Genomic DNA, 13,961 nt, shown 5'->3' with positions numbered 1-13,961 from the left:
TTCATCTCATCACGTTGCGCAGCATCCCCGCATCCCGGCGCGGGCTGAATTTTTCCGCCCCATTTCGACTCCGGTCACCTATCCTTAACTATGTTTTGCACCACCAGGCACGACTCAAATCCCTTATCAGTGGCCTGACCGCTGGTTTTATTCGTTTTATTATCCATCACAACTTGTAGAAAACTCCGTCATGAAAAAGACCAAAATTGTTTGTACCATCGGTCCAAAAACCGAATCGGAAGAAATGCTGACCAACCTGCTGAACGCTGGCATGAACGTAATGCGCCTTAACTTCTCCCACGGCGATTACGAAGAGCACGGCAACCGCATCAAGAACATGCGCGCCGTGATGGCGAAAACCGGTCAGAACGCCGGTATCCTGTTGGATACCAAAGGCCCGGAAATCCGCACCATGAAACTGGAAGGCGGCAAAGATGCCTCTCTGGTTGCCGGCCAGACCTTTACTTTCACCACCGATCAGAGCGTTATCGGCAACAACGAACGCGTTGCAGTAACCTACGCCGGCTTTAGCGCAGATCTGAAAATCGGCAACACCGTACTGGTGGACGACGGCCTGATCGGCATGGAAGTCACCAACGTGACCGAAAACGAAGTGGTTTGTAAGGTGCTTAACAGCGGTGACCTGGGCGAAAACAAAGGCGTTAACCTGCCGGGCGTTTCCATCCAGTTGCCGGCATTGGCTGAAAAAGACAAACGCGACCTGATCTTCGGCTGCGAACAGGGTGTGGACTTTGTTGCCGCTTCCTTTATCCGTAAGCGTTCCGACGTGCTGGAAATTCGTGAGCACCTGAAAGCCCACGGCGGCGAGCAGATCCAGATCATCTCCAAAATCGAAAACCAGGAAGGCCTGAACAACTTCGACGAAATCCTCGAAGCTTCTGACGGCATCATGGTCGCTCGTGGCGATCTGGGCGTAGAAATCCCGGTAGAAGAAGTGATCTTCGCGCAGAAGATGATGATCGAAAAATGTAACCGCGCACGTAAAGTGGTGATCACCGCCACCCAAATGCTCGATTCCATGATCAAGAACCCACGCCCTACCCGCGCAGAAGCCGGCGACGTTGCCAACGCCATTCTGGACGGTACCGACGCAGTGATGCTGTCAGGCGAAAGCGCCAAGGGTAAGTACCCGCTTGAAGCCGTTACCATCATGGCGACCATCTGTGAGCGCACTGACCGCGTGATGCCAAGCCGTATCGACAGCCTGAATGACAACCGCAAGCTCCGCATCACCGAAGCCGTATGCCGCGGCGCCGTTGAAACCGCAGAGAAACTGGATGCGCCACTGATCGTGGTTGCCACCAGCGGCGGCAAATCAGCCAAATCCGTGCGTAAATATTTCCCTAACGCCGTGATCCTGGCGCTGACCACCAATGAAGTCACCGCGCATCAGCTGATTCTGAGCAAAGGCGTGATCCCACAGATGGTCAAGGAAATTGCCTCTACCGACGACTTCTATCGCATCGGTAAAGAAGCGGCGCTGGCCAGTGGCCTGGCACAAAAAGGCGACGTTGTGGTGATGGTTTCCGGTGCTCTGGTTCCGAGCGGCACAACCAATACTGCCTCGGTTCACGTGCTTTAATATAAAACGTGACATAATTATTTTGATGAAAACGCCGCTTAGCGGCGTTTTTTTTAGCACTGGTAAACTGTTTTCTCAAAAACGCAACCGTGGATTGCTCATTATTTAGCTAATTATAAATCGGAGTTGTCCCATGGAATCCAGCTGTTTTCCCTACATTTTTTAACTATTTTTCAAAAGAAGCTGTAAGTTTGAGCGAACGATCAAAATAAAGCACTCCAATACAAAAAAATTATTCTCTTTCGAAAAAAGTTTGTGTAATACTTGTAACGCTACATGGAGATTAACTCAATCTAGAGGGTGTTATAATGAATCGTACTAAACTGGTACTGGGCGCGGTAATCCTGGGTTCCACTCTGCTGGCAGGCTGCTCTAGCAATGCTAAAATCGATCAACTGTCTTCTGACGTTCAGACTCTGAACGCTAAAGTTGACCAGCTGAGCAACGACGTGAACGCAATCCGTTCTGACGTTCAAGCAGCTAAAGACGACGCAGCACGTGCTAACCAGCGCCTGGACAACCAAGCTCACGCTTACAAAAAGTAAGATAGCTTCGGTTATTGAAAACGGCGCACATTGTGCGCCGTTTTTTTGCCTGTCATTTCCGCATTTCCTCCCTTCCGTCTTTAGGCGAAAAAAAAGGGCTCAGCACGCTGAACCCATCGGTATTGACCGCTACGGCTACTTTTTAATTCACCGAACTGATAGGTGCACCCTTGAACGGGCCCTTATTCGCTTCCTGCGAGGCTACAGGCGTTAAACTGACGTCAGAGGGGTTCTGCCCCACGTTAACCAGCACCGGCATGCCAGAGCGGCGTACAACCGCGCTATCGAACACGGCCTTATCGGTCTGTGCATCGCCGACAAAAGCCTTCTCGGCTTTGGACAACGTAATCGGCATGGTCTGCGGATCGTCGCTTTCAACTCTCGACAGCGGCTGATGCACTTCTACGTAACGTTTGCCGTCCGGTTCAACCGAGATTTTCACCGGATCGTTAATGACCTGAACACGGGTACCGCGCGGTACCATGTTGAACAACGCCTCGATATCGGTTGGGCGCAGACGGATACAGCCAGAGCTGACGCGCATGCCGATACCGAAGTTGGCGTTGGTGCCGTGGATCAGATACTCACCGTGCCCCATAGCCAGACGCATAGCGAACAAGCCCATTGGGTTTTCAGGACCGGCCGGCACCACGCCCGGCAGCTTCACGCCTTTCTCCAGATAGCGCTTGCGGATATTGGCGGTCGGCGTCCAGGTCGGGTTCGGGATTTTTTGGCTTACGGAGGTCACCTGCAGCGGAGTGTGCATCCCGGTCTGGCCGATACCGATAGGATAAACGATGACCTTGTTCTCGCCTTTCGGGTAGTAATACAGACGCAGTTCGGCCAGGTTGACGACAATCCCCTCACGCTTGGTGTCCGGCAACAGCATTTGGGTCGGGATGGTCAACACCGAACCCGGCTTGGGCAGGAAGGGATCGGTACCCGGGTTGGCCTCAAGCATGCCCAGCAGACCAATTTTATAGTCGGCAGCAATCGCCTCCAGCGGACGCCCATCGTTCGGTACGGTATAGGTGGTGTTCTCGCCAATCAGACGGCTGTCCGGCGGCGGCAGCGGGTATTCGCTCGCGCTGGCGGCTTGTGTGCCGGTCAGTACGGTGGCAAATAGCATGCCCATTAAACTCAACGCACGTTTCATTATCATCCCTATATGCTTATTACGGTTCGGCCACAAGGCTATCTGGCACTTGGTGACCGGTAAATCAGACAAGACCTGATTAATACTAGCAATGCTGACGTCAAAGGCAATAAGTCCTCTAAAAATCAACATGTTATAACGTAATCGCTTTCTCCATTTGTCAGTATAACGTCAAGGGATAAGCTGCTGATATGTCACTGATTTGCGGGGTGAATGGCAGGGTTGGGCGGGTTTTGTAAAGACTCATTGACATAGCAAATATAAACGCCTTATCAATGAGCCTTAGGAATATCAGAGTTTGGCGGCCTGACTGCGGATTGCGCGGATCATGGCTTCCAGCCCCTGAGAACGGGAAGGCGTCAGGTGCTGACTCAACGCCAGTTCGGCGAAAAACGGCCGCACGTCCAGCTCGACAATCTGCTGCGGCGTCATTTGGTGATAAAGAATAAACACCACCGCCAGCAGCCCTTTGACGATAGCCGCGTCGCTATCCCCGTGAAACTCGACCTGTCCTTGTTCATCGAGCCGCATCACAATCCACACCTGGCTCTGACAACCGGAAATCAGATTGCCCGCCTGACGTTCGCTATCGTCAAGCGCCGGCAGCTTCGCGCCCAGTTCGATGACATACAGGTACTTGTCTTCCCAGTTCAGGCAACGGGAAAAATTACGCACCAACTTTTCTTTATCCGGCAAGTTCGCCATGAGGTTCCTTTCAATAATTCAGGGGCCGGCATGCCGACCCCATGTCACTGGCCACCGGCGCTCAGCCAATAGCGCCAAGCCCGACAGTCTACCCTATCCCAGCAGTTTTTGAATTCGCTGCAACCCGGCCACCAGCCGGTCAACTTCTTCGCGGGTGTTGTACAACGCCAACGAGGCGCGGCACATGCTCGGCACATTATAGAACGCCATCAGCGGCATCGCGCAATGATGCCCGGTGCGAATAGCGATGCCGTACTGATCCAGGAAGCTGCCGACGTCATAGGCATGGTGTTCGCCCAGATTAAAGGCGATCACCCCAGCGCGATCCGCCGGACCATAGATCTTCAGCGTCGGTACCTGCTGCAGCGCTTCGAGCGCATAATGCATCAGCGAATGCTCATAATCAGCAATCGCCTCCAGCCCCAGCGCGTTCACGTAGTCAATCGCCGCCCCCAGTCCCATCATGCCTGCAGTATTGGGGGAACCGGCTTCAAAACGCCACGGTGGCTCGGCATAGGTGGTGCCTAGAGTCAGGCTCACCTGCTGAATCATTGAGCCGCCGCCTTCCCACGGTGGCATTTGCTGCAACAGCGCCTGACGACCGTAGAGAACGCCAATACCGGAAGGCCCATACAGCTTGTGACCGGAAAACACGTAGAAATCACAATCCAGCGCTTGCACATCAACCCGTTGGTGCATGACCGCCTGCGCACCGTCAATCAGCACCTTCAGACCGGCAGCTTTGGCCTGCGCCGTAATTTCCTGCACCGGATTGACCGTGCCCAACACGTTGGAAACCTGAGTCAACGCCAGCAGTTTGGTGGTGGCATCGATCAATCCAGGCAGCTGCGCCACATCCAACGTACCATCTTGCTGTAGCGGCCAGACGCGCAGGTTCAGCCCACGCTCTTGCGCCAGCATCTGCCAGGGCACGATGTTGGCATGGTGCTCCATCTCGGTGATGATGATGCTGTCACCGGGCTGCAGGAAGTGGCGACCAAAGCTGTTGGCCACCAGATTGATGCCTTCGGTAGTGCCTTTAACGAATACGATCTCTTCCGCCGAGCCGGCATTGATAAACGCCGCCACCTTTTCACGCACCGCTTCCATTTCCTGAGTCGCCTCGGCGCTCATGGTGTGGATGCCGCGATGCACCGCCGCATAACCGTGACGATAAAAATCCAGCTCGCGATCGATTACCGCCTGCGGCTTTTGCGCACTGGCCGCGCTGTCGAGGTAAGCCAGAGGCTGGCCGTTGACCTCACGCGACAGGATCGGGAAATCGCCGCGTACCCGTTCGATGGGAAAACTCATGCGGCCTCCCCCGGCTCCGGCAAGCGCCGTGCAATGCGCGCCAGCACCGATTCACGAATGGTTTCGTTACCGATCCCCTCAGTCAGCTCAGCGGCAAAGGCAAAAATAATCATCTGCTGCGCAGCGTGCTTGTCGATGCCCCGTGATTGCAGATAGAACAGCTGCTCTTCATCGATACGCCCGACGGTGGCGCCATGGCTACACTTCACGTCATCGGCATAGATTTCCAGCTGCGGTTTGGTATCGACCTCAGCCACTTTGCCCAACAGCAGATTGTGGTTGGTCATCTGCCCATCGGTTTTTATCGCGTGCTTGGCCACTTTGATCATGCCATTGAACACGGCCTTGGCGCGGTCGCTAACCACCACTTTGTGCAATTGGCGGCTTTCGCAGTAACCCTTGTTGTGTTCCAGGTAAGTTCGGGTATCGCACACCTCTTTGCCGACCGGCAGCACCAGGCTGTTGATCGCCAAATTAGATCCTTCACCGTTAAGCTGCGCGCTGGTGTTGTGGCGCGTCAGGCCCGCACCGAGCAGGAAGCTGTCACTCTTCACCTGCGCGTCGCGGCCAATCACCAAATCGTTATGGGCAAAGTGGTAACTTGGCTGGCTTTCAAACGCCAGTTTGCAGTGATGCAGTTGGGCATTGTCAGCCACATTGGCGGTCAGGCGTGCGCCGGTGAAATGCGCGGCATCATTCAAACTGACGTAATGCTCAATCACTTCGGCCTGGGCGCTGCGCCCAATCTCAAGATGATGGCGGTGATGTACCGTATTCACTTCGCCTGCAGCACCGCGTCCGCTGCTGATATGCAACAGGTACAAAGGGCGTGACGCGCTTTTACCGGCCGCTACGCGGATAATGCTGGTTTCCTGCGCCAGGCTTTCGGTCAGGTGCAGAAAAATTTCAGGCTGAATGGGCTCAGGCAGCGCCTGTGGCGTGCCGTAGGAGGCAACGTCAAACTGATAATCGCCCAGTTCGCCATCGCTCAGCGCCGCACTGAAACGGCCGTCGATAAACACTAACCGATATGCATCGATAGCCAACGCCAGTGCATCCACCTGCGCCGTGGTCACCTGCTCTATAGCCGGCTCCAGGAACTGCTGCTCCAGCAGGCCTTCCAGCGGCGTGTATTTCCAGTTCTCATGCTTGCGGGTCGGCCAGCCCAGGCGTAAAGCCTGCTGCCAGTGCGCCAGCGCATGCGCGGAATGCTCGCCGCCGCGCTCTTCGAACAGGCTGTAAAGCTGCTGCAGCGCGCGTGAGTTATTGTTCGTCGGTAAGCCAGCCATAGCCCTGCTCCTCCAACTGTTTCACCAGGGAGAAGTCGCCAGATTTGACGATACGCCCCTGGGAAAGAACATGAACGTAATCCGGTTTGATGTAATCCAGAATACGCTGGTAGTGCGTGACGATAATGAACGAGCGCTTGCCGTCGCGCAGCGAGTTAACGCCGTTGGCGACGATCTTCAGCGCATCGATATCCAAACCGGAGTCGGTTTCATCCAGAATGCACAGATCCGGCTCCAACGCCGCCATCTGCAGAATATCATTACGCTTTTTCTCCCCACCGGAGAAACCGACGTTGACCGAACGGGTCAGCAGATCGGGCGGCATGTTCAGCAGTTCAATCTTCTCTTCGATAAAATCAGCGAAATCGAAGCGATCGAGCGCCTCCTGCTGGCGGTATTTTCGCACCGCATTCACGGACGTCTGCAGGAAAAAATGGTTGCTGACGCCGGGAATTTCCACCGGATACTGGAACGCCAGAAACACGCCTTCGCCGGCACGGTCTTCCGGATCCAACTCGAGCAGGTCCTTACCTTTAAAGGTCACTTCGCCCTCAGTGACTTCATACTCTTCGCGTCCTGCGAGGGTCGCCGAAAGCGTGCTTTTGCCCGAGCCGTTCGGCCCCATGATGGCATGCACTTCACCGGGTTTGATCTCCAGGTCCAGACCCTTGAGGATCTCGTTGCCTTCCGCGCTGACTTTTAAATTCTTGATACTTAACATGCAGTGTCCTTAGGTCGCGCTTTCGCGCTGTAAATCCGGCGATTAGCCCACGCTGTGTTCCAGGCTGATGGCCAATAACTTCTGCGCCTCGACGGCGAACTCCAGCGGCAGCTCAGAGAACACGTCCTTACAGAATCCGTTGACGATCATCGAAATGGCATTGTCTTCACTGATGCCACGTTGCAGGCAGTAGAACAGTTGGTCATCGCCAATTTTTGAGGTGGTGGCTTCATGCTCCAGCTGCGCGCTGTTGTTACGCGCCTCAACATAAGGGAACGTATGGGCGCCACTGTCCGGCCCGATCAGCATCGAGTCGCACTGGGTAAAGTTACGGGCGTTTTCCGCCCCCGGCAGGATCTTCACCAGGCCGCGATAGGTGTTCTCGCTGTGCCCGGCAGAGATGCCTTTGGCGATGATGGTTGAACGGGTGTTCTTGCCGATGTGGATCATCTTGGTGCCGGTGTCCGCCTGCTGATGGCCGCTGGTCAGCGCCACAGAGAAGAATTCACCGATAGAGTTGTCGCCCTGCAGGATCACGCTCGGGTATTTCCAGGTGATGGCCGAGCCGGTTTCCGACTGGGTCCAGGACATTTTCGACCCGGCGCCTTCGCACAGTGCGCGCTTGGTGACAAAGTTCAGGATCCCGCCCTTGCTGTCACCGCCGGAGAACCAGTTCTGTACGGTCGAGTATTTCACTTCGGCGTCTTTGTGCAGGATCACTTCCACCACCGCCGCATGCAGCTGATAGCTGTCGCGTACCGGAGCCGAGCAGCCTTCGATGTAGCTGACATAGCTGCCTTCGTCGGCGATCAGGATGGTGCGTTCGAACTGCCCGGTTTTGGCGGCGTTAATACGGAAATAGGTCGACAGTTCCATGGGGCAGCGTACGCCCTTCGGCACATAGACGAAGGTCCCGTCAGAGGCCACCGCGGCGTTCAGCGCGGCGAAGAAGTTGTCGTTTGAGGGTACGACGCGGCCGAGGTATTTGCGTACCAGATCCGGGTATTCGTGGATCGCCTCGCCGAAAGAACAGAAAATCACCCCGCTCTCGGCCAACTTCTCGCGATAGGTGGTGGAGACCGAGACGGAGTCAAAGATCGCGTCCACCGCCACTTCACTGCCTTCTCGCACCGGCACGCCGAGCTGGTTAAACGCCAGTTCAACCTCGCTGGTCAGGTAATTGTTGTCCGTGACCGCGCCGGGTTGCTGTTCTGCGCCGGGCTGCGAGCCGCAGGCGTCATCACAACTGCCGCAGGACGGCGCCGAATAATAGCTGTAGTCCTGGTAATTCAGCCGGTCGTAGTTGGCTTTCAGCCAGTGTGGCTCTTCCATTTGCAGCCAGGCACGGTAAGCCTCCAGGCGGAACTCCAGCATCCACTCAGGTTCGTTACGCTTGGCCGAGATAGCGCGCACCACGTCTTCGTTGATGCCTTTCGCTAACTCGTCGGTAGCCAGTTGGGTAAAAAAGCCTTCTTTATAGCGACCTTCGCTGACCCAAGCCTGCACTTCATTAGGCATTTCTACATTGCTTCGTGTCATGTTGATTGCATCGCTCAAACGCCAAAACTCTCGCCGCACCCGCAGGCATGCTGAGCTTTAGGGTTATTAAATTTGAATATCTGATTCAGCCCTTCACGGACAAAATCCACCGTGGTGCCATCGATAAACGGCATGGCTTTTAACGGCACATACAGTTTGGCGCCATCGCGCTCAAACAGCAGGTCGTCGTCAGCGGGTTCACGGGTGAGATCCAGCACATAGGCAAACCCGGCGCAGCCTGACTGCTTCACCCCGAGCTGCAGCCCCTTCACCTGCGGATCCTGCTGCATTAATTTAGTAATTTGTTGTACGGCATTATCACTGAGCAAAATGCCTTGCCAGACATTTTCGTCCAGAGAAAAGGTGCCGACATTTTCCGTTTGCATATGGCCTACCTCACACTCGTGTTTTTCCACAGCCAATCTGGGTTGCTACTATGTTAGTGATAACAATTATCACTTCAACCGTTTGTTTTGCGGGGGTATCCGCCAAAAACCCGGATTTTCGTTTCGGCATGCGGCAAGCGCGCGGGACAGTCAGCGACACAATCGCTGCAGGTCGGCAAGGGGATCAATTTATCCCTATGAATTTACAGCACATCCTGTACTACCTTCGTGCTTGCCTATTGGCTCGAACGCTTTACAGATCCGGATTTTTATTTTGCTTTAAACATTCATAGAAAATACCTATTTCTGAATTTTGTCTGTCTTAAAAATGCGTTTATCGACAATAAGGGACTTTTCCCACTCTTTCGCGCTTCACTGCAGGCAGACAATTCGCACGCTCTATGACTAAAGTTTAGTCGTTACTGACCATATTGGGTCGCCGTGCGCTCAATGCATCCCCCTGCCGCGATAAAAATTTCAACAGAATGATTGATCGTAAACGCGCCAGTAAATATGATAATGATTATCATTCAATTACAAATTGAGCGCGGGCAAATGAATATCTCGATGAATGCGTGGCTGCTGGGCAAAATTGATGACTATAAGTTCAGCGTGCGTGACGCCACGGTAGATTTCTACATGGCAGAAGCGTCGCTCAAGCGGCCGGAGTGCAATATCAACCACCTGAAACGCTACAACAACGTCAGCCTCAACATGGCCAATCTGTGCCTGGAAAACGGCGATGATGAAAGCTATCTGCACGCGTTGAGCAAGCTGCATAATCGGCTGATCGTGGAAATCAACAATCCGCAGCGCTGCCAGCTGTTTCGGGTTCAGAGCTACCATTTTGCCCGCCATACCCTGACCCTGATCTGCCAGAAATACGCGATGGAAGGCACCTGGGAGAAAGCGAACGCCTTCCAGAAGGACTTCGTCAAGCGGGTGCCGTTTCAGCTGTAACCCCGCCGACTGACAAGAAACCCGCAGGCCGGAATGCCTGCGGGGGAAGGAAACTTAATCGATCACTGCGGTGGTTAAACGCGAAGTGCAGCAAAGGCGGTCGCGCGAATCGAAGATTTCAATCTGCCACACCTGATGCCGACGACCAACATGCAGTGCGCGACAAACTCCGCGTACCTGGCCTTCAAACACCGCTCGCAGGTGGTTGGCATTGATCTCCAGCCCTACTACTTTCTGATCGCCCTCGCTGCACAGGTAACCAGCCATCGATCCCATCGACTCCGCCAGCACCACCGAGGCCCCACCGTGCAACAAACCAAACGGCTGCCGCGTACGGTGGTCCACAGGCATGGTAGCCTCAAGGTAATCCTCTTCCATTCGAGTAAACTGGATCCCCACATGGCTGACCATACAGCCTTCACCAGCCTGGTTTAATTGTTCCAGCGTCGTTTCTCGTTTCCACAGTTTCACTCAATCATCTCCAGAAGTGCCTGTAATGGGTGCCGTACACCGTTACCCTCAATGCGTTTGACCTGGCTGCGACAGGAGTAACCGGTCGCCAGACAACGTTGCCGCGGCAAACGTTGCAATGCCTGGTGCCATGATAGCTCATAAATGCCGAGCGAATTCTGCAGGTTCTTCACTTCATGCCCGTAAGTACCCGCCATGCCGCAGCAGCCTACGCTGACATTTTCCAGCCTGGCGCCGAAGCGAGCAAAGATCGACGTCCAGTGCTGACCGCTGGCCGGTAAGGCGGTGGTTTCAGTACAGTGACCGAACAGATACCAGGCCTCACCGGTAGCAGGCTGTTCAGCCCGCTCGGCCAGCAGTTGCTGCAACCATTCGTGCACCAGTTGCACCTGGAAGTCCCCGCGGGTTTCCCCCAGGATCTCGTTATATTCATCGCGATAACACAGCACCAGCGCCGGATCGACCCCCACCAGCGGCATGCCAAGTTTTGCCACCCGATTGAGGAAGTCGGCGGTTTTGCGCGCAGTACGAGCAAAGCGCGTCAGGAATCCTTTGATATGTTGCGCCTTGCCATTCGGAGAAAACGGCAGCAGCACCGGCCGGTAGCCGAGCTTTTCCACCAGCCGTACAAAGTCCGCCACCACTTTGGCATCGTAATAGCTGGTGAAGGGATCCTGCACGATCAAAACGTGCTGCTCGCGTTGTTCAGCATTCAGCGCTTCAAGCTGTTCCAACGTCATGGTCGTAGCACCATGGCCGGAAAGCTGTTGACGCAGCGTCGGGCTGGAGAGCATCGGCAAATCAATCATGCCGACAGTATTGCGGCTTAGCTCACGTACCCAGGGCTGACGGAAGAAGAAGTTGAACACCTTGGGCGCTTTCGCCATCAGCGGCGTATAGCTCTCTACTCCGGCAACCATATAGTCACGCGCCGGCCGCAGATAACGCGTGTGGTAAAGCTGCAGGAAACGCGAACGGAAGCCCGGCACGTCAATCTTGATCGGGCATTGGGTAGAACAGGCTTTGCAGGCCAGACAGCCGGACATCGCCTCTTTCACCTCGTGCGAGAAATCATATTCGCCTTTGCCGGCGTACCAGCTGTTACGGGTTTTCTCGATCAGCGTTCGGAAACTGAGCCGCTGCTGTGGCAGCTGTTTTTCCAACGCCACGGGATCGACGCCCTGCTCGGACAGCAGACGCAGCCATTCACGCACCAGCGCGGCCCGGCCTTTTGGCGAATGGATACGATTGCCGGTGATTTTCATCGACGGGCACATCGGGCTACGCACGTCAAAGTTGAAGCACAGACCGTTGCCGTTACATTCCATCGCCCCCCGGAATGAAGTACGTACCTCGACAGGAATGCGGCGATCGAGGGTACCGCGCTTGACGGCGTCCACTTTCATCATTGGCGCATCGACGCCCAACGGCGAGCAAATTTTGCCGGGGTTGAGGCGGTTGTTCGGATCGAATGCGGCTTTGATGCGACGCAGTTCCAGATACAGCTGCTCGCCGAAAAACTCCGGGCTGTATTCGGCGCGGAAACCTTTACCGTGTTCACCCCACAGCAAGCCGCCGTATTTGGCGGTTAGTGCCACCACCTGATCGGAGAGCTGTTTCATCAGCACTTCCTGCTGGGGATCGCACATGTCCAGCGCGGGACGCACATGCAGCACGCCGGCATCGACGTGACCGAACATGCCGTAGCTGAGGTTGTGGCTGTCCAGCAACTGACGGAATTCGACGATGTAATCGGCCAGATGCTGAGGCGGCACGCAGGTGTCTTCGGCAAAGGGAATCGGTTTGGCCCGCCCTTTGGCGTTACCCAATAACCCGACCGCCTTTTTGCGCATGTTATAAATGCGCTCGATGCCCACCAAATCACCACAGATCTGATAGCCAATCACGCCGCCCTGCCTCTCGGAGATCAGTTCATCTAATCGCAGGCACAGACTCTCCATCTGCTGGTCGATCAGGACCTCGTCGTCACCGGCAAATTCGACGATGTTCAGGCCCAGCATCTCTTTATCCGGCACGTTGGTGATCAGTTCGCTCACCGAATGCCAGACGATATCCTCACGCGCCAGGTTCAACACCTTGGAATCGATGGTTTCTACCGACAACGCCTTGGCTTCAACCATAAAGGGCGCATTACGCAGCGCGGAATCAAAGGAGTCGTATTTAACGTTCACCAGGCGGCGCACCTTCGGCAGCGGCGTAATGTCCAACCGCGCTTCGGTAATAAAGGCCAGAGTTCCTTCGGCACCGGTCAGAATACGCGTCAAATCGAAGGTTTGCAGATCGTCACTAAACACGTGCCGCAGATCGTAGCCGGTCAGGAAGCGGTTTAGCTTGGGGAATTTTTCCAGGATCAGCGCGCGTTGGTCACGGCAACTGTTGAGTACCGTTCGGTAAATCTGCCCCTCAAGGGTTTCCTCACAGGCAATCGTTTCCGCCAGTGGCGTCGGCATGGCGCGAGTGTCGATCATATCGCCGCCCAGCAAAACCGCCCGCAGGCCCAGTACGTGATCGGAGGTTTTACCGTACACCAGCGACCCCTGGCCGGAAGCGTCGGTATTGATCATGCCGCCCAGCGTGGCGCGGTTACTGGTGGAAAGCTCCGGCGAGAAAAAATAACCCAAGGGCCGCAGGTACTGGTTAAGCTGGTCTTTGATCACCCCAGCCTCCACCTTGACCCACCCCTGCTCGACGTTGATGTCCAGAATACGGTTCATGTGGCGCGACATGTCCACCACGATGCCGCTGTTAAGCGACTGTCCGTTGGTGCCGGTTCCGCCGCCGCGGGGGCTGAAGGTCAGCGCGCTGAAACGTTCTTCAGCCGCCAGGCGTGCAATCAGCGCCACGTCTGCGGTGGAGCGGGGAAACACTACCGCGTCGGGCAGCAACTGATAGATACTGTTGTCGGTCGCCATCGTCAGCCGGTCGGCGTAGCTGGTGGCGATATCGCCATTGAATCCGTTTTGCTTTAAGGCTTCCAAAAAGTCGAGCACCCGTTGAACGAGGCCGGGTGCCTGAGAAATCTGTGGGATCATTCGCTTTTTGACCCTGTCTGTCTATTTTTTATGCGCTTATGCACGCTGAATCAGGCCTTTATTCAGACCCACCCTACTTTTTATTAGGCATAAAAACTAACATACTCGTTTAGTGAAGGCATGCACATTATTAGGTCGTCAGACGACGCGCAATAAAAGGTGCGGCGCATGATGAAAAGTGACGAAAATGCACCATGCTTAATCTAAACAAAGGAATTA

Annotated in this window: 12 protein-coding genes; 3 read left to right on the top strand and 9 right to left on the bottom strand. The window is 55.0% G+C overall.

Annotation, left to right across the window (positions count from 1 at the left end):
* The first annotated feature begins 190 nt into the window (after window positions 1-190).
* The gene (gene pykF, locus M495_RS10670; RefSeq protein WP_020826661.1) at window positions 191-1,603 is read left to right on the top strand and encodes a pyruvate kinase PykF; all 1,413 of its coding nucleotides are present in this window, start codon (window positions 191-193) and stop codon (window positions 1,601-1,603) included.
* A gap of 308 nt (window positions 1,604-1,911) precedes the next feature.
* A complete protein-coding gene (locus M495_RS10665) occupies window positions 1,912-2,148 on the top strand; it encodes a major outer membrane lipoprotein (protein WP_004943717.1) in 237 nt (78 codons plus the stop codon).
* Window positions 2,149-2,290: 142 nt separating this feature from the next.
* On the opposite strand, the gene M495_RS10660 is transcribed toward M495_RS10665, so the two are convergent.
* The 7 genes from M495_RS10660 to sufA all read right to left on the bottom strand — a co-directional run bounded on the left by M495_RS10660 (window position 2,291) and on the right by sufA (window position 9,258).
* Window positions 2,291-3,304 (bottom strand): L,D-transpeptidase family protein, encoded by a 1,014-nt coding sequence (locus M495_RS10660; RefSeq protein WP_020826660.1) that lies wholly within the window; start codon window positions 3,302-3,304, stop codon window positions 2,291-2,293.
* A 291-nt stretch (window positions 3,305-3,595) separates the two neighbouring features.
* On the bottom strand, window positions 3,596-4,009 hold the full coding sequence (sufE, locus tag M495_RS10655) for a cysteine desulfuration protein SufE (protein ID WP_020826659.1): 414 nt from the start codon (window positions 4,007-4,009) through the stop codon (window positions 3,596-3,598).
* 93 nt (window positions 4,010-4,102) lie between these two features.
* Window positions 4,103-5,323 (bottom strand): cysteine desulfurase SufS, encoded by a 1,221-nt coding sequence (gene sufS / locus M495_RS10650; RefSeq protein ID WP_020826658.1) that lies wholly within the window; start codon window positions 5,321-5,323, stop codon window positions 4,103-4,105.
* Complete coding sequence (gene sufD / locus M495_RS10645) at window positions 5,320-6,612, bottom strand: Fe-S cluster assembly protein SufD (protein ID WP_020826657.1); 1,293 nt, start codon at window positions 6,610-6,612, stop codon at window positions 5,320-5,322. The genes sufS and sufD overlap by 4 nt, the downstream gene beginning before the upstream one ends.
* Window positions 6,587-7,333, bottom strand: a complete 747-nt coding sequence (sufC, locus tag M495_RS10640; protein WP_020826656.1) for a Fe-S cluster assembly ATPase SufC — start codon at window positions 7,331-7,333, stop codon at window positions 6,587-6,589. The genes sufD and sufC overlap by 26 nt, the downstream gene beginning before the upstream one ends.
* Window positions 7,334-7,375: 42 nt before the next feature.
* Window positions 7,376-8,872, bottom strand: a complete 1,497-nt coding sequence (gene sufB, locus M495_RS10635; RefSeq protein ID WP_041414521.1) for a Fe-S cluster assembly protein SufB — start codon at window positions 8,870-8,872, stop codon at window positions 7,376-7,378.
* Between the two features lie 14 nt (window positions 8,873-8,886).
* Window positions 8,887-9,258, bottom strand: a complete 372-nt coding sequence (gene sufA / locus M495_RS10630) for a Fe-S cluster assembly scaffold SufA (RefSeq protein ID WP_020826654.1) — start codon at window positions 9,256-9,258, stop codon at window positions 8,887-8,889.
* 555 nt (window positions 9,259-9,813) lie between these two features.
* Here sufA and M495_RS10625 point away from each other — a divergent pair.
* On the top strand, window positions 9,814-10,218 hold the full coding sequence (locus tag M495_RS10625) for a hypothetical protein (protein WP_041415357.1): 405 nt from the start codon (window positions 9,814-9,816) through the stop codon (window positions 10,216-10,218).
* Window positions 10,219-10,272: 54 nt separating this feature from the next.
* On the opposite strand, the gene menI is transcribed toward M495_RS10625, so the two are convergent.
* Together menI and ydiJ are read right to left on the bottom strand one after the other, a co-directional pair.
* The gene (gene menI, locus M495_RS10620) at window positions 10,273-10,689 is read right to left on the bottom strand and encodes a 1,4-dihydroxy-2-naphthoyl-CoA hydrolase (RefSeq protein ID WP_020826652.1); all 417 of its coding nucleotides are present in this window, start codon (window positions 10,687-10,689) and stop codon (window positions 10,273-10,275) included.
* Complete coding sequence (ydiJ, locus tag M495_RS10615; protein ID WP_020826651.1) at window positions 10,686-13,742, bottom strand: D-2-hydroxyglutarate dehydrogenase YdiJ; 3,057 nt, start codon at window positions 13,740-13,742, stop codon at window positions 10,686-10,688. Before ydiJ ends, menI begins: the two co-directional genes overlap by 4 nt.
* Between the last annotated feature and the right edge of the window lie 219 nt (window positions 13,743-13,961).

It is taken from the genome of Serratia liquefaciens ATCC 27592 (assembly GCF_000422085.1).
GTDB lineage: Bacteria > Pseudomonadota > Gammaproteobacteria > Enterobacterales > Enterobacteriaceae > Serratia > Serratia liquefaciens.
This window is presented reverse-complemented; position numbering and strand designations above follow the sequence as displayed.